Source organism: Bradyrhizobium sp. HKCCYLRH1030 (assembly GCF_051168395.1).
Taxonomy (GTDB): Bacteria; Pseudomonadota; Alphaproteobacteria; order Rhizobiales; family Xanthobacteraceae; genus Bradyrhizobium.
Window position 1 is genome coordinate 14,345 of the sequence record NZ_JBNPUY010000002.1, and the last position, 19,269, is coordinate 33,613.

General features: G+C 67.8%; 16 protein-coding genes and 1 tRNA gene. 13 read left to right on the forward strand and 4 right to left on the reverse strand.

Features of this window, described 5'->3' with window-relative positions:
* Positions 1-54: 54 nt before the first annotated feature.
* Positions 55-378 carry a hypothetical protein gene (locus ACQR1E_RS05490; protein ID WP_315715405.1) on the reverse strand — a complete coding sequence of 108 codons (324 nt, stop codon included), beginning with the start codon at positions 376-378 and terminating at the stop codon, positions 55-57.
* Between the two features lie 894 nt (positions 379-1,272).
* Between ACQR1E_RS05490 and ACQR1E_RS05495 the strand changes: the two genes are divergently transcribed.
* The 10 genes from ACQR1E_RS05495 to draG all read left to right on the forward strand — a co-directional run bounded on the left by ACQR1E_RS05495 (position 1,273) and on the right by draG (position 13,162).
* Complete coding sequence (locus tag ACQR1E_RS05495; RefSeq protein ID WP_434842622.1) at positions 1,273-2,703, forward strand: SWIM zinc finger family protein; 1,431 nt, start codon at positions 1,273-1,275, stop codon at positions 2,701-2,703.
* A 2-nt stretch (positions 2,704-2,705) separates the two neighbouring features.
* Positions 2,706-4,100 (forward strand): DUF5691 domain-containing protein, encoded by a 1,395-nt coding sequence (locus ACQR1E_RS05500; RefSeq protein WP_316200359.1) that lies wholly within the window; start codon positions 2,706-2,708, stop codon positions 4,098-4,100.
* 29 nt (positions 4,101-4,129) lie between these two features.
* The gene (locus ACQR1E_RS05505; protein ID WP_315825874.1) at positions 4,130-5,233 is read left to right on the forward strand and encodes an ATP-binding protein; all 1,104 of its coding nucleotides are present in this window, start codon (positions 4,130-4,132) and stop codon (positions 5,231-5,233) included.
* 1 nt (position 5,234) lies between these two features.
* Entirely contained in the window at positions 5,235-7,616 is a 2,382-nt protein-coding gene (locus ACQR1E_RS05510) for a DUF5682 family protein (protein ID WP_434896780.1), read from the forward strand.
* On the forward strand, positions 7,613-8,803 hold the full coding sequence (locus tag ACQR1E_RS05515) for a vWA domain-containing protein (RefSeq protein WP_434896781.1): 1,191 nt from the start codon (positions 7,613-7,615) through the stop codon (positions 8,801-8,803). The genes ACQR1E_RS05510 and ACQR1E_RS05515 overlap by 4 nt, the downstream gene beginning before the upstream one ends.
* The gene (locus ACQR1E_RS05520; RefSeq protein ID WP_434841775.1) at positions 8,804-9,886 is read left to right on the forward strand and encodes a M48 family metalloprotease; all 1,083 of its coding nucleotides are present in this window, start codon (positions 8,804-8,806) and stop codon (positions 9,884-9,886) included.
* 93 nt (positions 9,887-9,979) lie between these two features.
* On the forward strand, positions 9,980-10,534 hold the full coding sequence (locus ACQR1E_RS05525) for a glycine-rich domain-containing protein (protein ID WP_315752198.1): 555 nt from the start codon (positions 9,980-9,982) through the stop codon (positions 10,532-10,534).
* 2 nt (positions 10,535-10,536) lie between these two features.
* Positions 10,537-11,370 (forward strand): TIGR04222 domain-containing membrane protein, encoded by an 834-nt coding sequence (locus tag ACQR1E_RS05530; RefSeq protein ID WP_434896782.1) that lies wholly within the window; start codon positions 10,537-10,539, stop codon positions 11,368-11,370.
* 64 nt (positions 11,371-11,434) lie between these two features.
* The gene (locus ACQR1E_RS05535; protein ID WP_316172746.1) at positions 11,435-12,259 is read left to right on the forward strand and encodes an NAD(+)--dinitrogen-reductase ADP-D-ribosyltransferase; all 825 of its coding nucleotides are present in this window, start codon (positions 11,435-11,437) and stop codon (positions 12,257-12,259) included.
* Positions 12,260-12,271: 12 nt separating this feature from the next.
* Entirely contained in the window at positions 12,272-13,162 is an 891-nt protein-coding gene (gene draG, locus ACQR1E_RS05540; RefSeq protein ID WP_434896783.1) for an ADP-ribosyl-[dinitrogen reductase] hydrolase, read from the forward strand.
* Between the two features lie 87 nt (positions 13,163-13,249).
* Here draG and hisC read toward each other — a convergent pair whose 3' ends face one another.
* From hisC to ACQR1E_RS05555, 3 genes are all read right to left on the reverse strand, one after another.
* The gene (hisC, locus tag ACQR1E_RS05545; RefSeq protein WP_434896784.1) at positions 13,250-14,317 is read right to left on the reverse strand and encodes a histidinol-phosphate transaminase; all 1,068 of its coding nucleotides are present in this window, start codon (positions 14,315-14,317) and stop codon (positions 13,250-13,252) included.
* A 93-nt stretch (positions 14,318-14,410) separates the two neighbouring features.
* Positions 14,411-14,487, reverse strand: a tRNA-Arg gene (locus ACQR1E_RS05550).
* A 271-nt stretch (positions 14,488-14,758) separates the two neighbouring features.
* Positions 14,759-16,234, reverse strand: a complete 1,476-nt coding sequence (locus tag ACQR1E_RS05555; protein ID WP_315715364.1) for a sensor histidine kinase — start codon at positions 16,232-16,234, stop codon at positions 14,759-14,761.
* Positions 16,235-16,747: 513 nt separating this feature from the next.
* On the opposite strand from ACQR1E_RS05555, the gene rpmH reads away from it, so the two are divergent.
* The 3 genes from rpmH to yidC are packed head-to-tail and all read left to right on the forward strand — an operon-like array spanning position 16,748 to position 19,212.
* Positions 16,748-16,882, forward strand: coding sequence for a 50S ribosomal protein L34 (gene rpmH, locus ACQR1E_RS05560; RefSeq protein WP_006609582.1), 135 nt, complete (start codon positions 16,748-16,750; stop codon positions 16,880-16,882).
* Between the two features lie 31 nt (positions 16,883-16,913).
* Positions 16,914-17,324, forward strand: coding sequence for a ribonuclease P protein component (gene rnpA, locus ACQR1E_RS05565; protein WP_315715363.1), 411 nt, complete (start codon positions 16,914-16,916; stop codon positions 17,322-17,324).
* A gap of 22 nt (positions 17,325-17,346) precedes the next feature.
* Positions 17,347-19,212: a membrane protein insertase YidC gene (gene yidC, locus ACQR1E_RS05570; RefSeq protein WP_315715362.1), complete on the forward strand. Its 1,866-nt coding sequence runs from the start codon at positions 17,347-17,349 to the stop codon at positions 19,210-19,212.
* Positions 19,213-19,269: the final 57 nt, after the last annotated feature.

A 19,269-nucleotide genomic window follows, 5' to 3' on the forward strand; every position in this document is an offset into this window, starting at 1 on the left:
TCGGATCAAGGACGAGGTCCCGCGTCGGCGGGACCTTGCGCTCGGGCGGCGGTCTCAGTCGTTGTCCCAGGATCCGTCGGAATAGCCGTCCCGGTAGCCGGACAAATAGCCGTCGCCATAGTTGCCGTATTCCGCGTCGTACTCATAGACGCGGTGACGACGATAGACGACCCGCGGCGGCGGATAGTCGTCGTAGCTGTAGACATAGGTGGGCGCGGAACGGGCGGTTGCCGCCGAACCGATCAGGGCTCCGATCGCCAGACCTCCGACGACGCCGGCGGCGACCGCCGCTCCGCGATTCCCGCCAGCGTTGGCCGGCGTGGCGATCGTGCCTGCGATGGTCGAGGCCATGATCATGAGCGCGCAAATTCGTTTCATTGGGTTCTCCTTGCGATCGGCTCGGCCGTCGCTGCGGGAGACTCGTGTCTGCGGCTTACCGCATCATTACAGACGGCGGATGGCAGATGCACAACGAGCATGTGAGCGCGAGCACCGCCGCGAGCTCCATCATGGCAGGCCGTTCGGACGTGTGGGGCTGGGACACAAACCGAACGGCCTGCTCACTGGACTCCGACGACGTTCGAAGCCATGCGGCGCCAGATCATGATGGAAGGTGCCGCAGGTGGGACGGAGCCGACCTGATCAGGCCGGGCTTTCGGGTCTGCGGCGGCGCTCCAATGTCCTTCCGATCGAACGCCACATCGAGAGACGGCGAGCAATGCTCATCATGACACGCTGTCGATGGCAAACCGATGTGACCTCGATCAAGGACGCGTTGAAGCTAGCGTCACGGCCTTACCGCAGGATTACAGTACGACGCGGATGATCCGGGCATCTCACCAGTGCATGGCCGGGAAAAATTCCAAGGGCGGCCATGCTGATGGCCTCCGTGCTGAACACAGCGCGCGCGAGCAGCGGGGTTCGATGTGATGGAAGACAACGGGCCCGACAGCGCGCTGATGTGCTTCACGGACGAGCCGTTCCGACGGCGAAACGGCGATGTAGTTCCGTATGAGCGGCGGCGATTTCAGAGCGTCCGGTGCGCGAGCTCACCGCGGCGTCGGAGATATCGCGCCCGCCTCATGCCCGCCCAGGAAACTCCGCAGTTCCGCCGGCGTGCGCGTGACGCGACGAGCGTTGCGCAGATCGCTCAGTTTCTTTCCCGTGCGACGCGAAGCGAAATCAGCAGGCATCGCGCTGGAATTGTTGTGCGGCTCCGCCGCCATCTGCTAGGGAGTGCGGCATCGCGCGATCAGCCGGTTGGGAGAGTGGGTGTCTCTGACACGCGAACGAATCGAAGGGCTCGCGCCTGATCAGGCCTCGCTCGCCGCAGCGCTGAAGCTCGTGAAGCCTGCCAACTGGCCAATGCTGGCCGCGAGCAGCGATGCCGAGGTGCTGTGGGGCGAATGCCAGGGCTCCGGCGCGACGCCGTATCGCGTGGTCGCCGCGGCCGACGGCAGCGGCTACAAATGCACCTGCCCGAGCCGCAAGTTTCCCTGCAAGCACGTGCTGGCGGTGCTGTGGCAGCGGGTCGACAAGCCCGAGCGGTTCGAGACCACCAGCCCGCCGCAATGGGTCGAGGATTGGAGCGCGCGGCGGCGCGGCGCGAGCGGCCGCGCACCGGGCAAGCCCAAGCCGGAGGGCGACGATGCGGGCGCGCCACCGTCGCTCGATGCTGCCCTGGCAGAGGCCGCGACGATTGCTCCCGCCGACCCAAAGGCTGCCGCGCGCGCCGAGGCGCAGCGCGAGCGGATCAGGGCCGAGCGCGAGGCGGCGATCCTCGCCGGACTCGACGAGCTGGAGCGCTGGATCGCGGATCAGCTCAACCAGGGGCTTGCCGATTTCGCCGCCCGCGCCGCGTCCGCCGCGCGCACGCTGTCGACGCGACTGGTCGACGCCAAGGCCGGCGGCCTCGCTGCGCGGCTCGACCAGCTCTCATCCGAACTGTTTCGCGTCGGAGAGGATCGCCGCGCCGATCTCGCCATCGAGCAGCTCGGCACCATGTCCCTGATCGCCTCGGCCTACCGGCATCAGGACCGGCTGCCGGCACCGCTGCGCGAGGATGTCCGACGCGCGGTCGGCTGGTCGCTGCGCCGCGAGGAGCTGCTGGCGGACGCCACGGCCCCGCGCGCGAGCAGCGTGTGGATCGTTGCCGCCAACCTGTCCGAAGTGCAGCCGGACAAGCTGCGCAGGCTGGAGACGTGGCTCGTCAACACGGGCGATGACCCCGGCCAGCCGCGCGCCGCGGTGCTGATCGATTTCGTGCCGGTGTCCGGCGGCGGCGCCGGATTTCCGTTCGCGCCGGGGGAGATCATCGACGGCGAGGTCGTGTTCTATCCGTCGGCCGCGCCGTTGCGCGGGCTGCTGGCGAGCCGCAAGACCGCGGCGACCGCGACCTGGCCGCGGCCATCGCCGGGGCTCGCCCCAGCGCTGCAGGACTACACGGCGCGGCTCGCCGCGCTGCCGTGGCTCGATCGCTGGCCGCTGCTGCTCGCGGGCGTCACGCTTCACACCGCGGGAAAGGGTGCGCTCGTCATCGCCGACGAGGCCGGAGCTGCGATCGCGGTGGAGCGCGGCCAGTTCGACCAACTGACGCCGCTGCTCGGCCTCGAGGACCTGTCGCTGCTGTGCCTGTGGGACGGCCGCATTGCGCAGGTGCTGGCCGCCGAAACGGCGCTCGGCCGCTGGCATCACGAGGGCTGACGATGGCGAGCGCGATCGATCCCCAGAGCCATGCCCGCCTGCGCCAATCCTTCCTGCTTGGCCTGGCGCGGCAGCCCTTGACGACGCCGCCGGCGCTGGCCGAACTGTTGCCACACGGACGCGAGCCCGCGCTGCCACTCCTTGCGCTGGCCGCGCAATGGCAGCGCTTCGCCGGCGCGACGGCGCCTGTCGCCGATCCCATGGCGGATGCCGCCCTGCGGCTGCACCAGGACGCGCGGCCCATCCTGCCCGAGGCGGCGCGGCGCGCGCTCAAGGCATTGGCGCGCAGCGTCGAGAAGTCGCTGGCGTCGAGCGCCTTGCCGCTCGCGCTGCGCCGTATCCAGGCCGCCGGCTGCCGGCTGCATCCATTCGATCTGCCGGATTTCGTGCCGCACATCAAAGCCAATGCCGAGGACCAAGGCCTCGCCGAGCGCGCTTATCTGGCGCTGATCGCCTCCGACGCCGATGACGATGCCACCAAGGGCCTGTTCTTCGAACGCATCACCATGGAGAACTGGACCACCTTCCCGAAGACGCAGCGCCGCGCCTTCGTGGCGGAGCAGCGCCGCAACAATCCCGCCGACGGCCGCGCGCTGATCGAATCGGTCTGGAAGAGCGAGCCCGCGCCGGTCCGCGCTGCGCTGCTCGATGCACTGATGGTCGGCCTCGGCCCCGATGATCGGCCGTTTCTGGAGAGCCTGAGCGCCGATCGCGCCGACAGCGTCAAGCAGCTCGCCGCACAGCTCCTGACCCGGATCGCCGAACGCACCGAGCACGGCGCCCGGCTGACCGAGGCCGCGCGGTGCTTCCAGCGCGCGGGCTCGTTGCTGGCCAAGATCGGCCTCGGCGCGGCGTCGACAGTGACCTTCAAGCTGCCGGCCGACGGCCTGAAATGGCAGGAGGCCGAGGCGTTGCGCGAGCGGCTGTTCGGCGGGCTGCGGCTCACCGCGCTCGCCACGGCGGTCGGCGCGCCGCCCGAGGCGCTGATCGCTTCACTGCCGCCGTCCGAGCACCGCGTGCTCACGCTCCTGATGGATGCCGCCGCGGCCGAGGGCGATGACGACACCGTGCTGCGCATCATCGGCGCGCGCCTCTGCGGCGGTGACGCACTGCACGGATATGCGCTGATGTCCTTGGCGGCGAAGGCCCGCCAGCCGCTCGCGCCGCAGGTCGCCGAACGCGTGCTCGCATCGCCGGCCTGGCAGAAGGCGATTCAGGACCTCGCCGACGCGACGACGCCGGCGGCGCAGAAGGACGACGGCCGGCTGGTGCTCATGGCTGCGCTGATGCCGCGCGCGACGATGCCCGCCTTCGTCGCCACGCTCACCCCGCTGTCCCCCGCGACCGCGCGCGCGGCCAAGGATTTCACCGACCTCGTTCTCGCGTTGCCGACGTAACGCACCATCAAACAGTCCGGAGCACGCCCATGACAAACGCTGATGCGAGCCCAAGCGACGGCCAGCTGCGCCGCTCCGCGGAAGCATTGCATGCCCACGAGCTCGAGGCGTTGGCGCAGGAGGACACGCGGGCGCGGCCGGCGCAATGGCGGCTGTCGCCACAGGCGGTCGTGACCTATCTGATGGGCGGCCGCACCAAATCGGGCGTCGAGATCACGCCGAAATATATCGGCAACCGCCGGCTGATCGAGACCGCGGTGGCGACGCTCGCGACCGACCGCGCGCTGTTGATCCTCGGCGTGCCCGGCACGGCGAAGTCGTGGGTCTCCGAACATCTCGCCGCCGCGATCTCCGGCTCGTCCGAGCTGATCGTGCAATGCACGGCCGGCACCGACGAGAACCAGATCCGCTACGGCTGGAACTACGCGCTGCTACTAGCCAAGGGCCCCTCGCGCGAGGCCATGGTGGCGACGCCCTTGATGCGCGCGATGGAAGCGGGGCGGATCGTACGCTTCGAGGAGCTGACCCGCATGCCGTCGGACGTGCAGGACACGCTGATCACGGTGCTGTCGGAGAAGCTGATGCCGATCGCGGAGATCAACGACGCCGTTCACGCCCGGCGCGGCTTCAACATGATCGCGACGGCGAATGCGCGCGACAAGGGCGTCAACGAATTGTCCTCGGCGCTGAAGCGGCGCTTCAACGTCGTGGTGCTGCCGCTGCCGGCCGACCTCGATGAGGAGGTGAGGATCGTCACCAAGCGCGTCGGCGAAATCGGCGGCGGCCTCGAGCTGCCGAAGATCGCGCCGGCCGACCAGGAGATCATGCGCATCGTCACGGTGTTCCGCGAGCTGCGCGACGGCCAGACGCTCGACGGCCGGCTCAAGCTGAAGTCGCCGTCGGGCTCGCTGTCGACGGCGGAGGCCATCGCGGTGACCATCGGCGCCTGGGCGGAAGCCGGCCATTTCGGCTCCGGCGTGATCGATGCGCAGAGCATGGCGGCGAACCTCGTCGGCGCCATCGTCAAGGATCCGGTGCAGGACAAGGTCGTGCTGCAGGAATATCTCGAAACGGTGGTGCGCGAGCGCAAGCCGTGGGCCGATCTGTACGGCGCGATCCGCGACGTGATCTGACATGGCCGCGCCGCAGCACGATCGCCTGCATCTGCTCGGCATCCGGCATCACGGGCCGGGATCGGCGCGCGCCGTGCTATCAGCGCTGGACGCGGCCGATCCGGCCGTGGTGCTGATCGAAGGGCCGCCGGATGCCGATGAGCTGATCGCGTTCGCCGCCTCGCCCGCGATGGCGCCGCCGATCGCGCTGCTGGTCCACGCCCAGGACGATGCCGCCAATGCGAGCTTCTTTCCGTTCGCGCTGTTCTCGCCCGAATGGCAGGCGATCCGCTGGGCGCTGGCGAGGGGACGGCCGGTCCGCTTCATCGACCTGCCGGCGTCCTACCGCCTCGCCGAACGGGCCAAGCCGAAGCAGCCGGAGGGCAATGAAAGCGAGGCCGCGCCGGAGGACGCCGATGCGCCTGCGCCAGATGAGCCGGACACGGTCGATCCTGAGCTGGCGCAGATCCGGCGCGATCCGCTGGCCTATCTCGCCACCCTTGCCGGCTATGACGACAGCGAGTCCTGGTGGAATGCGATCGTCGAACAGGGGGCGCATGGTCCGGAGATTTTTGCCGCGCTGGAAGCCGCGATCGCGGCGTTGCGCGAGAAGATCGATCCGCTGCGCTACCAGCCTGCCGATGAAGCCCGGCGCGAGCTGCGCCGCGAAGCGCATATGCGCTTGGAAATCGCGGCGGCGCTCGGCGAGCAGGACGGGGCCGTTGCCGTCATCTGCGGCGCCTGGCACGTGCCGGCACTGCGGCGGAAAGTGGCGCTGAAGGATGATCGCGCGCTGCTGAAGGGGCTGCCGCAGGTCAAGGTCACCGCCACCTGGGTGCCGTGGACGGAGACGCGCCTCGCGGCCGCGTCCGGCTATGGCGCCGGCGTAATTTCGCCGGGCTGGTACGCGCATCTGTGGCAGGGACTGCAGCACGGCCAGGCCGCCGCGCTCGACGCCACCGGCTTCACGACCCGCTGGCAGGCCCGTGTTGCGGAGCTGCTGCGGCGGCACGGGCGGCCGGCATCGACGGCATCTGTCATCGAGGCGTCCCGGCTCGCGATCACGCTGGCCGCGTTGCGCGACGTCGCTTTGCCGGGATTGGCCGAGATGCGCGAGGCGAGCCTTGCAACGCTCTGCGAGGGCGAGACGGCGCCGTTCCGCCTGATCGAGCAGCAGCTCATCATCGGGCAACGTGTCGGCGAGATCGACGACAGCGTGCCGCAGATGCCGCTCGCCGCCGATCTCGCGCGCTGGCAGCGCAAGCTGAAGCTGAAGCCCGAGGCGCTCGACACCGACATCGCGCTCGACCTGCGCAGCGAGGCCGGGCTTGCCAAGTCGCAGCTCCTGCACCGGCTGGGCCTGATCCAGGTGCCGTGGGGACGGTTGCAGGGATCGGGACAGAGCCGCGGCACCTTTCGCGAGAACTGGCGCCTGCGCTGGGAGCCGGAATTCTCAGTGCGTCTCGTCGAGGCGCTGGTGCACGGCACCACCGTCGCGCAGGCTGCGGGCAATGCCGCCGTCACCCACGCACAGGCGGCGACCTCGTTGAACACCGTCGCGGCCATGGTGCGCGGCTGTCTCGAAGCGGGTCTGAGCGAGGCGGCCGAGACGACGATCGCGCTGCTGCAGCAGCGCTCGGCCGCGACAAGCGATGTTGCCGATCTCACCGAGGCCGTGCCGCCGCTCGCCGAAATCCTGCGCTACGGCACCGCACGGGCGCTGCCGACCGAGGCGCTGCGCCTGCTGGTGACCAGCCTCGTCGAGGCGATCTGTGCCGGCCTCGTCTATGCCTGCCGCAGCCTGCAGGCCGACGTCGCCGCCGATCTCCGCGGCAGGCTGGCGCGGCTCGACGTCGCGATCGGACTGATCGAGGATCGCGGCCTGCGCGACGGCTGGAGCCGCGCGCTGCTGCACGTCGCCGCCGATGCGGCGGCGCATCCGCTGTTGAAGGGCCTGGCGAACCGCGTGCTGTACGATCAGGGCATCGTGTCACCGGAGCAGACCGCGCTGGCACTGTCGCGCGCGCTGTCCCACAGCGTGCCGACGCTGGAGGCCGGCGACTGGCTCGACGGGTTTCTCGGCCAGAGCGGCCAGGTGCTGCTGCACGACCAGATGCTGCGCCGGATCATCGACGGCTGGCTGGCTGCGATCGACGACGAGGCGTTCAACAACCTGCTGCCGGTGATGCGCCGTGCCTTCGCGAGCTTCGACCGCAACGAGCGGCGGCGCCTGCTGGACGAACTGGCCAGGCAGCGGCCGCTGGCCGTCGGCTCCACCTCCGACGCCAGCCCGCTGCTGCCGCCCGCGCCGCTGCCGGCCACCGCCGCCGGCTTCGACGCGGCCCTGCCCTTGCTGCTGACCATCCTCGGCGCCGACCGGCCGATCAAGGAGGCCAATCGATGAGCGACGACGCTGATGCCGAGCGCAACCGCCGCTGGCGCCTCGTGCTTGGCGGCGACGACCAGGCCGGCCTGTCCGATCGCGATCGGCGCCTCGATGCGGCACTGGCCGGACTCTATGACGCCGGCTCCGGCGGCAAGCGCGGCGGCGGCCGACGCGGCGGTCTCGGCGGCTCGGCGCCGCGCGTCGCGAGCTGGCTCGGCGACATCAGGGAGTTCTTTCCGGCACCGGTCGTGCAGGTGATCCAGAAGGACGCGTTCGAGCGGCTCGGCCTGAAGGAGATGCTGCTGCAGCCTGAGTTTCTCGCAGCCCTCGAAGCCGACGTGCATCTCGTCGCCGACCTCATGGCGCTGCGCTCGGTGATGCCGGAGAAGACCAAGTCGACGGCGCGCCAAGTCGTCGCCAAGGTCGTCAAGGAGCTGATGGAAAAGCTCGATGCCCGCACCACCGAGACGATCCGCGGTGCGGTCGACCGCCGCCGCCGCACCCGCCGACCGCGCGCCGGCGACATCGACTGGCCGCGCACGATCGGCAAGAACCTGCGCCACTGGCAGGCCGAGCATCGCACCATCGTACCGGAGACATTGATCGGGCACGCGCGCGCCGCGCGCCGGACCAATCTTGAGGAGGTGATCCTGTGCGTCGACCAGTCGGGCTCGATGGGCACCTCCGTCGTCTACTCCTCGATCTTCGCCGCGGTGCTGGCCTCGATCCCGGCGACCGCGATGAAGCTCGTGGTGTTCGACACCAACATCATCGACCTCACCGAGGAGCTGGCCGATCCGGTCGAGGTGCTGTTCTCGGTGCAGCTCGGCGGCGGCACCGACATCAACCAGGCGCTGGCCTATTGCGAGCGCCTGGTGCGCGAGCCGGCGCGCACGCACATGGTGCTGATCAGCGACCTCATCGAGGGCGGCATCGCCGAGCAGATGCTGGCCCGCGCCAAGGCGCTGGTCTCGTCGGGCGTCAACCTGATCGTGCTGCTCGCGCTCAACGACGACGGCCGCCCGGCCTACGACGCCAAGCACGCCGCGATCCTGGCCGCGCTCGGCTGTCCGGTGTTCGCCTGCACGCCGCATCAGTTTCCGGAGTTGATGGCAACCGCGCTGAAGCGCCAGGACATCTGGTCGTGGGCCGCAGCACAGGACATCAAGCTGGTGCGGCCCGAGGACGGCGTACCGGGCGTGTGAATGAAGCGTCTCGTTCTGTCATGCATCCTGCTGCTCGGGCGCTACGCTGTTCTGCCGGTCGTCGCGCTGGCCGCCGGATTGCTGTTCATCTGGCTGATCGCGCTGGACGACTACACGAGAGTTGCGCTCATCACCGCCCCCATCATGTTCTGCGTGGTCGCGGCCGCCGTCGCGCTGGCGCTCGGAATTCTTTTCGTGCCGGCCCGGCGCGAGCGGAGCAACGTCCTGGACGAAGCAATGGCGCCCGCGCTCTGGCGGATCTGGCAGGAGCTCGATCCAGCCTTCGCCAAGCCGACGCGCACGCTGCGGTTCGACGCCGAGTTCAATGCGTCGATCAGCGAAGCGCGCGGCTATGCCGGCATCTTCCGCCAGCACGTCACGATGACCGTCGGACTGCCGCTGCTGATGATCCTCGACGAGCGGGCAATCCGCGCCACCATCGCCCACGAGGTTGCCCATGCCGAGCTGCGTCACATCACCGGGGCCGGCAATCTGTTCGACTTTCTGCGCGCCTGCGAGAACGTTCTGCATTATGCGAACCCCGATCGCACCATCACCGGCCGGATTGCAGCACGGCTGCTGCGTGCCGTGCTTGGATGGGTCAACAGGGAGTATCTCGCACTCTCACGTCAGAATGAGCTGGCCGCCGACCGGCGCGCGGCCGCGCTTATGGGACCATCCGAGATGGCGCGATCGCTCGTGCTGATCGCCGGTGGCGTGGCGCGACTGCGCGAGCTGGTGTTCTCTCCCTTGGAGACCGACATGCTCGGCGCCATCAGCCTGCCGGCGACGCCGCTGCAGCGCATGTCGACCCATCTCGTCGACATCCGCGACCATGATGCGCTCACCGCTGCTGCGGCCAAGACGATCGAGGAGGAGTCCATGGAGGACCCGAACTCGACCCACCCGCCGCTCCGTGCGAGCCTTGCCAATCTGGGCTGTGCCACGCTCCCCGCGGTCGATCCGATCGAGGCCCCGGCCATCGCGCGACTGCTCTCACCGGATGCGGCGCGCGACCTTTCGGCCCAACTCGACGCCGAGTGGCGCAAATTGGCACAGACCAGGGTCCGTCTTGGAGGCTGATATTCAGCATACCTGCCGGCGACGCCTGCCCCCGTGGAACTCGGCGCGCATCTATGCTAAGGTGCTGCCGTGCACGATCTCCGGGAGCCTTCGGTGCGACGCGCGCAGGTCAAGGTCGATGTCCAGGCCGACGAGCCGGACTGGGCACCTGCGCGACAGGACTTATGGCAGCGCATTGCCGCGCATGATTTCGAGCCGGATACGCCGTTCAACTTCACCCAGCGGTTGGCGCGCGACCATGGCTGGAGCCTCGATGAGGCCCGGGCCGCGATCGAGGCCTATCGCCGCTTCTGCTTTCTCGCGATGGTTTCGCCGACGCCGGTGACGCCCAGCGAGGTGGTTGACGAGGTCTGGCACCAGCATCTGATCTATTCGCGCGACTATTGGGTGATCTGGTGCGGCGAACGGCTCCAGGCCCCGCTGCATCATGATCCGACGCCCGGCGGACCGCAGGCGCAGATGACCTACCGCCGGCAATATGCCGAGACGCTGGCACTGCATGAACGCTTCTTCGGTCCGCCCAGCCCCGATCTGTGGCCTGCGACACACATCCGCTTCGCCGGACCGCGCTATCACGTCACCGACCTCACCCATTGGCTCATTCTGCCCCGGCCCCGCGCATGGCTGCGGCGGCTGTTCAGGAGATGAATATGGCGCTCAATCCGTTCGACTGGACGGCCGGCCCATTCCTACTCGTCTACATCGTTCTCGGCGCCATCATTTTCCTCAAGGCCTTCGCCCTACGCGGCACGATCGGCCCGGCCGCGGCCAAGCCCCAGCCGCCTTTGAACGAGCTCGAGCTGGCCTATCTCGCCGGCGGCGCGCCACGTTTCGGCGATACCGTGCTGCTCGGCTTCGCTGCGAACGGCGCAGCAACCTTCACCGCCCGCGATCACAAAATAACAGTGACTGATCAGACGTCGCTGGCGGCGCTGATGGACCGTCCGCCGCGGCTTGCACTCCGCCCGGAGATGACACGGCAGGAATTCCAGCAGGCGCTTGCGCCGCTTGCGGCGCGCATTCAGGCGCGGCTGGAGGCTCTCGGCTATGCACCGACCGACAGCCAGATGGTGGCATTCCGCAAGACCGTGTTGCCATTCGTCGGCGCGCTCATCCTGTTCGGACTGATCAAGGTCCTCGTCGGCGCTTCGCGGCAACACGACGTAGGCTTTCTAATACTACTACTCGGTCTTACGGCGCTGGGCGCGGCGATGATCGCAAAGGCGCCCTCCCGCACATACGCCGGCAACGAGGTGCTGCGGAGCTATCAGGCGACGCATGCGCGCGCAGCCCGCGCCCCGCGCGAGCATGAATTGCTACTGGCCGTCGCACTGACCGGCGCGGCGGTGCTGTCCGGCACCGCCTACGCTTCGGTGCTGGCAACATCCAAGGCGCTGAGCAGCAGTGGCGGTGGTTGCGGCGGTGGCGGTTGCGGAGGTGGTGGTGGAGGCGGTGGTGGCGGCGGCTGCGGCGGCTGCAGCTGACAATCAATCGCTCCTCGCCGGTGTCACCGCCGTAGACTTTCCTGTTCGCATCCGACGCGGCATCATGCGCGTCATGAACGACGAAGCACGGCGCGGCATCGGCCATTCGACCAATCTCGTGGGACGTCCCTCGGAATGGCTGGCGAGCTGCGCCTTCAACGACAGCGCGGCGCCGCTGCACATCTGGGGCGTCACCGAGATGAACCCCAGCCTGTTCACGATGCTCGCGCAGGCGGAGCATCTCAACGAGGCCGGCCAGGCCTTCTCGGCCTACATGATGGCGATGTTCGGCCTCGATCCCGAGCAACGCGCCGCGACGTCCGGCGGCCAGCGGCGTTTCCGCTCGTCCTTCCTGCGGCTGATCCAGGGCTGGGGCTTCGACAGCAACGGCCCGGAAGGCGCCGTGCTCAAGGGCTGGGTCGAGAGCCGGTTCGGCCTCGGTCCGTCCTACCACAAGGAGATCATCGAACGCGTGGCAAGCCGGGCCTGGACGACCTATGTCCAGGAGAAGATGTCGAGCCGCTTCCACAACAATGCGATCTGGGTGCAGCTCGATCTGCTGTTCGAATTCTGCCAATGGGCGATCCGCCGCTTCGCCTTTCCAGGCGAGACGCATCTGACGCTGCATCGCGGCGTCAATTCGTTCGACGAGCATTGGATCGTGGCGCGAACAACGCGGCGCGAGGCGGTGGTCCGGCTCAACAACCTCGTCTCGTTCTCCTCCGACCGCGACACTGCGGGCTGCTTCGGCGACATGATCCTCACCGCGCGGATTCCCGTCAGCAAGATCGTGTTCTTCAACGGCCTGCTGTCGTCACATGCGCTGAAGGGCGAAGGCGAATACCTCGTGATCGGCGGCGACTACCGCGTGAGCGTCGACTATGTGTGAGCGGATCGCAGCATGACCGCACCCGACGTCGAGGAACGCGCGCTCGCGGCCTATCTCGGCTTTGCCATCGGCGACGCGCTCGGCGCCACCGTCGAGTTCATGACCCGAGGCGAGATCGTCGCGCAATACGGCGTGCATCGCGACATCATCGGCGGCGGCTGGCTCAAGCTCAGGCCGGGGGAGGTCACCGACGACACCGAGATGTCGCTGGCGCTGGGACGCTCGCTGATCCGCAAGCGCGGCTTCGACGCGCGCGACGTCTGCGAGGAGTTTGCCGCCTGGCTCCGGACCGGGCCGGCCGATGTCGGCAACACCTGCCGCCGCGGCATCCGCCGCTACGTCATGCACGGCACGGTCGAAGGCGTCTACGCCGAAGGCGACGCCGGCAATGGCGCGGCGATGCGCGTGCTGCCGGTGGCGCTCGCGACGCTCGAGGCACCGGACAACGCCGAGACCTGGACGCTGGCGCAGGCACGCGCCACGCACCATCATCCGCTGTCGGACGACGCCTGCATCGCGCTGGTGCGCATGACTCACGCCTTGCTGCTGGGTGAGGGCCAGGACGCCGTCCGCCGCGAAGCCGATGCTCTGATCGGCAAGCACCGCGCCTTCAGCTTCGTCCCCTATCCGGGGCGGAGCTCGGCCTTCGTCGTCGACACCATGCAGACCGTGCTGCACCACTATCTTGCCGCCGACTCGTTCACCGAATGCCTTGTGCAGACCGTCAACCAGGGCGGCGATGCCGACACGACGGGTGCGCTCGCGGGCATGCTGGCCGGCGCCACCCATGGGCTGGCGGCGATTCCTGCGCGCTGGCGCGACAGGCTCGACCGCGAGGTGACGGCGGACATTGAGGTGCAGGTGCCGCGGCTACTGGCGATTGCGCGCGCGATCCGGGCCTGATGTCTTGGAGCAATGGCATCCAGACGTCGCAGAGTGTGCCGGCCGTGGCGGATCGGCTCCGACCGATCGTCGTCTCAGCCACGGCCCTCAATCATTCTGCGCCAACACCTCGCGCAGCGCGTCCGTCAGCCGCGCGAGCTCCGTCTCCGAGCCGATGGTGATACGCAGATAGTCCACGATCCGCGGGGCGGTGAAATGGCGGACGAGCACGGCGCGCTGGCGCAACGCTGCGGACAGCGCCTGGCCGGAATGGTCCGGATGCCGGGCGAAGACGAAATTGGCGCTGGACGGCAGCACCTCGAAGCCGAGACGAACCAGCGCGGCGGTGAGGTCCGCGCGGTTCTTCATGATGACCGAGCGCGCCTGCTGGAAATGAGCGTCGTCCTCGATCGAGGCGATCGCGCCGGCCTGGGCGGGGCGGCCGAGCGGGTAGGAGTTGAAGCTGTCCTTGACCCGCGTCAGGCCTTCGATCAGCGCGGCGTCGCCGATCGCGTAGCCGACGCGGAGTCCTGCGAGCGCGCGCGATTTCGACATCGTCTGCACCACCAGCAGGTTGGGATGCTCGGAGATCAAGGGGATCGCGGTCTCGGCGCCGAAATCGACATAGGCCTCGTCGATGACGACGGCCGCGTCGCTGCGGGCAGCAACCAGCCGTGCGATCTCGGCACGCGACAGCGCAATTCCGGTCGGTGCGTTCGGATTGGCGATGATCACCGGGCCGGGACGGCCGACATAATCGTCGATACGCACGCGCATCTCGGCATCGAGCGGAACGGTCGCGTAGTCGATTCCGAGCAGCCGGCAGTAGACCGGATAGAAGCTGTAGGTCACGTCAGGGAACAGAAGCGGCGCCGGCTGCTTCAGGAGCGCCGCGAAGGCATGCGCCAGCACCTCATCCGAACCGTTGCCGACCAACACCTGCTCGGGTGAGACCTTGTGATAGGCCGCGAGGGCCTCGCGCAGCCTCGTTGCCTGGGGATCGGGATAGAGGCGCAAGGTGTCGGCCGCGGCGGCCCGTATGGCCCCGATCGCCTTCGGCGAGGGCCCGAACGGACTCTCATTGGTGTTGAGCTTGACCAGGCCCGGGATCTGCGGCTGCTCGCCGGGCACATAGGGCGACAGCCGATGAACGAGCTCGGACCAGAAGCGACTCAAGATTGTTCTCCTGCGCACCCGAGATCCGCCGATCGACGCATCGATCGGAAGCGATGGACGTGCGAACTGAACGTGGTGTGGATCATCGGCAAATGGCGCGCCCGGAACGATTCGAACGTCCGACCCTCAGATTCGTAGTCTGATGCTCTATCCAGCTGAGCTACGGGCGCGTTTTTCGCATTTGGCAGGCTCCGGGCCAGGGGCCGGATCCCGGAAGGCCGGAGCGGCAAACGCCGGCAGGCCTCGCGAAGGGCCCCTGACTAACGGCTCGGAGACCGCTTGGCAAGGCTGGAGCGGGACATTTTGCGACCATTTTTCCGCAGACGCGCCGGTGCGGTTCGGCATGGCCGGAGCGGACGGGCTTCGTTCCGACACGCCAGGAGTTCCGCGCTCGACGCCTGCGGCATCGCCCGCCGGAATGGCAGGTGAGGCCGATCGGGTTCAGGCGCTGGCGCGCTCGGTCCAGAAGGTCTGCAACTCGACAGGACGGTCGGGGATCGTGATTCGGAAGGTCGCCCCCAGGGTCCCTTCGACCAGTTGGATGTCGCCATCATGGGCCCGGACCAATTCGGCCGCAATCGCAAGGCCCAGCCCCGAGCCGCCCGGACGACCGGCACCGCGGAAGGCCTCGAACAGGTGCTCCCGCACCTTCGCCGGGACACCGGGACCCGTGTCCGAGACCTCCAGGATCGCCACCCCGCCTTCGCGGCGGCCGGTGATGCGGATCTGGCGCACGCCGGCGTCCGCCGCGAGGCTGTCCAGGGCCTGGGCGGCATTGCGCACCAGGTTGAGCAGCACGCGGAACAGCTGGTCGGGATCGGCATCGATCTTCAGCCCGCGCTCGATCGCCGCGATCCAGGTGATCGAGGCATCCGGCGACAGGCCGGCGGTCTCTCGCACCTCGGCGACGACGGGCTCGACCACCACCATGCGGCGGTCCGGCGCCGGCTCCTGGACCTTGCCGTAGGACAGCGTCGACTGGCAGAACGCGATGGCGCGCTCCAGCGAGCGCATCAGCTTCGGCGCGAAGCGCTGCACCCGCGGATCCGGCACGCTGGCGAGCTGATCCGACAGCAGCTGCGACGAGGCCAAGAGGTTGCGCAGATCGTGGTTGATCTTGGACACGGCGAGGCCGAGCGCGGCGAGCCGGCTCTTCTGATGCAGCATCGAGACGAGGTCGCGCTGCATGTCGGCGAGCTCGCGCTCGGCGACGCCGATCTCGTCGGAACGCTGGCTCGGCACGATGATTCGCGCCACGCTCTCCGGATTTTCGTGGAAGCCGACGAGGCTCGCGGTGAGACGCCGCATCGGCCGCACGAACAGGAAATGCAGGGCAAGATAGACCAGCGCCGCGGTCAGCACCGCCAGCAGCAGCGACACGCCGAGCAGGTTGCGCGAGAACCGGTACATCGCCTTGCGCAGCGGCTTCTCGTCGGTGACGACCTCGATGAACTGGGCTCGGCCGGGCGCCGGTCCGATCACCCGCATGGTGTGGTCGCCGGTCTCCGTCATCATCGTCAGCGAGTTCACGATCGACGACCACGCCGTCATGTCGCGCATGTCGAAGTCGTGGTCGATCGAGGCGGGCAGGTCGGCGCTCGCGAGCAGACGGCGCTGCTGGCCCATCTTGATGGCGACGCCGCGCGCGTTGATGGAGGTGAGGATCTGCCGCGCCAGCGAATCCGGCACCATGCCGGACGGCGCGGCGTCGAGCACCAGGGCAGCGGTATTTGCGGCCGCCAGGCGGTCGTTGAGCCGGTTGGTCCAGAAATTGGCGATCGCCGGCACGTAGATCAGCACCTCCGCGATCATCACCAGCGGAATGGTCAACAGCAGCAGCTTTCCAGACAAGCCGAGCCGCCGCGACCGTTTCGGTCGCAGGCGCTCCAGGATTGGCTGGTTGTCGCTCTCGGTCACGTATCGCCCTTGTAAGAGACACCCCACCCTTACGGGACCGCAAGATGGGACTGCACCGGAGTCCGGTCAAATTACGGATCGCTCATGTTCCGGTTTCCAAATCGTTCATAATGGAACCCGAAACTGCACGATCTCTAACGTCTTCAACCCCGCCGCGCCGAAGCCATTCTTGCCTTCGTCGTGTGCGCAGGGTCTTGTGCGCAGGGACTTGCGTTCTCGTCCTGCCTCGTGTCGTTCGCGACGCTGACCCACGGCTGGTGACGAAGGTCTTGACGAGATCTCGGCGTCGTCGATCCCTGCACCGCCTATGACGTCTTGCCGCGATTGACGAAGGCAGGACGCTCCCTTATAAGCCGCGCCAACCGTCCGCGATGACCCGGCTCGCCCGGGAGCGGCTCGATTTCAGGGCCGGCAGCGGTCCATTTCGGGCCCGTAAACATCATCGGACATCAATCGACATTTCAAGCAGGCAAGTTGTCAACTGGCAAATTGCCCGTCAGCGGAGAACGACCCGTGAAGCGGACTTATCAACCCAGCAAACTGGTGCGCAAGCGCCGTCACGGCTTCCGCGCCCGTCTCGCCACCACCGGCGGCCGCAAGGTCCTTGCCGCGCGTCGCGCCCGGGGCCGCAAGCGTCTCAGCGCCTGAAGCCAGGGCGTCTGTCCCGGAGATTTCCATCATGGATCGGCTACGGCAGCGGGCGGACTTCCTCGCCGTTGCCGATGGCGTGCGGGCGAACAGCCCTGCCTTCGTCGTCCAGCGCCGGGAACGGCCGGACCGGGGCCCGGTCCGGATCGGCTTTACCGTCACCAAGAAGAATGGCACCGCCACGGAGCGTAATCGCATCCGTCGGCGGCTGCGCGAGCTTGTGAAACGGCTCGATCCCCTGTCGATGCGGCCGCACACTGACTACGTGCTGGTCGGCCGGCGGGATGCCTTGTCACGCGACTTCCAGACCATGCTCGCCGATCTCCAGGCGACGCTCCGCCGCCTCGACCGGCCGCAGGCCAAGCCGCAGCCGCGCAAGCCGTCGGATGCGGACAAGCCAAACGCTCCCGCACCGGACGCGCATTCCCGCAAACCGGATTGAACGACGAGACGATAAGAAAACGATGACCGACAATCGCAACACCATCCTCGCCGTCATTCTGTCCGGCCTCGTGCTGATCCTTTGGCAGGTCTTCTACAACGGACCGCAGATGGAGAAGCAGCGCGCGCAGGCCCAGATGCAGGCCGAGCTCGCGAAGAAGCAGGCGCCGGCAACGCAGCCTGACAGCGCCGCGCCGTCGGCCACCCCGCAGCCGGGTGCGGCCGCGACCGGCAGCCCGAGCGCGCCGGGCGGCGCCGTGACCAGCACCGGCGTGATGCCGCGCGACACCGCCATCGCCGCCACGCCGCGCGTCAAGATCGACACACCGCGGCTGACCGGCAGCATCTCGCTCAAGGGCGCACGCATCGACGACCTGGCCTTCGTGCAGTACCGCGAGACGGTCGATCCGAAATCGCCGGCGATCGTGCTGTTCTCCCCGTCCAACACCGCCGAGCCCTATTATGCCGAGTTCGGCTGGGTGAACGCCGCCGGCGCCAAGGTGCAGGTGCCCGACCAGAACACCGTCTGGCAGCAGGACGGCTCGAATGCGCTGACGCCGTCGACCCCGGTGAAGCTGACCACCACCAACGGCGACGGCCTGACTTTCCAGCGCACCATCAGCGTCGACGATCACTATCTCTTCACCATCAAGGACGACGTCACCAACGCCGGCAACGCACCGGTGACGCTGTATCCCTACGGCCTGATCTCGCGTCACGGCACGCCGCACGTGTCGGGCTATTACATCCTGCACGAAGGCCTGATCGGCTATCTCGGCGAGAAGGGCCTGCAGGAGTTCACCTACAAGAAGATGGACGACGAGAAGGCGGCGAAGTTCGACGTCACCAATGGCTGGCTCGGCATCACCGACAAATATTGGGCGGCGGCGCTGTTGCCGATGACCGATGCGCGGCTGCAGGCAAACTATTCGTCGAAGCTGGTCGACAACCAGCATCGCTACCAGACCGACTATGTCGAGACCCCGCAGACGGTGCCGGCCGGCGGCTCGGCCAGCGTCTCCACCCGGCTGTTCGCCGGCGCCAAGGAGGCCGGCGTGGTCGGCATCAACTTCCCGATCGGCGGCCTCGGCGGCTACAATCAGAAGCTCGCGCTGAACCATTTCGATCTCCTGATCGACTGGGGCTGGTTCTACTTCCTGACCAAGCCGATGTTCCTGGCGCTCGACTTCTTCTTCCGCTTCTTCGGCAATTTCGGCGTCTCGATCCTGCTGGTGACGGTGCTGGTGAAGGCCCTGTTCTTCCCGCTGGCCAACAAGTCCTATGCCTCGATGGCCAAGATGAAGGCGATCCAGCCGCAGCTCCAGGCGCTGAAAGAGCGCTATCCGGACGACCGGATGAAGCAGCAGCAGGAGATGATGGAGATCTACAAGAAGGAGAAGATCAACCCAGTCGCCGGCTGTCTCCCGGTCGTGCTGCAGATCCCGGTGTTCTTCTCGCTCTACAAGGTTCTCTTCGTCACGATCGAGATGCGGCACGCGCCGTTCATCAGCTGGATCAAGGACCTCTCGGCGCCGGATCCGACAAACCTGTTTACGCTGTTCGGCCTGATCCCGTTCGATCCGACCCAGCTGCCGCTGTTCGGCCACTACCTCGCGCTCGGCATCTGGCCGATCATCATGGGCATCACGATGTGGTTCCAGATGAAGCTGAACCCGACGCCGCCCGACCCGACCCAGGCGATGATCTTCAACTGGATGCCGCTGATCTTCACCTTCATGCTCGCGGGCTTCCCGGCCGGCCTCGTGATCTACTGGGCCTGGAACAACACGCTTTCGGTGCTGCAGCAGGGCTTCATCATGCGCCGCAATGGCGTGAAGGTGGAGTTGTTCGACAACATCCGCGGCACGTTCAAAAAAAAAGCGGCGTGACGAGTAAGGCGGCGTGAGCCGCTGAAGCAACCAACCATCTACCGTCATGGCCGGGCT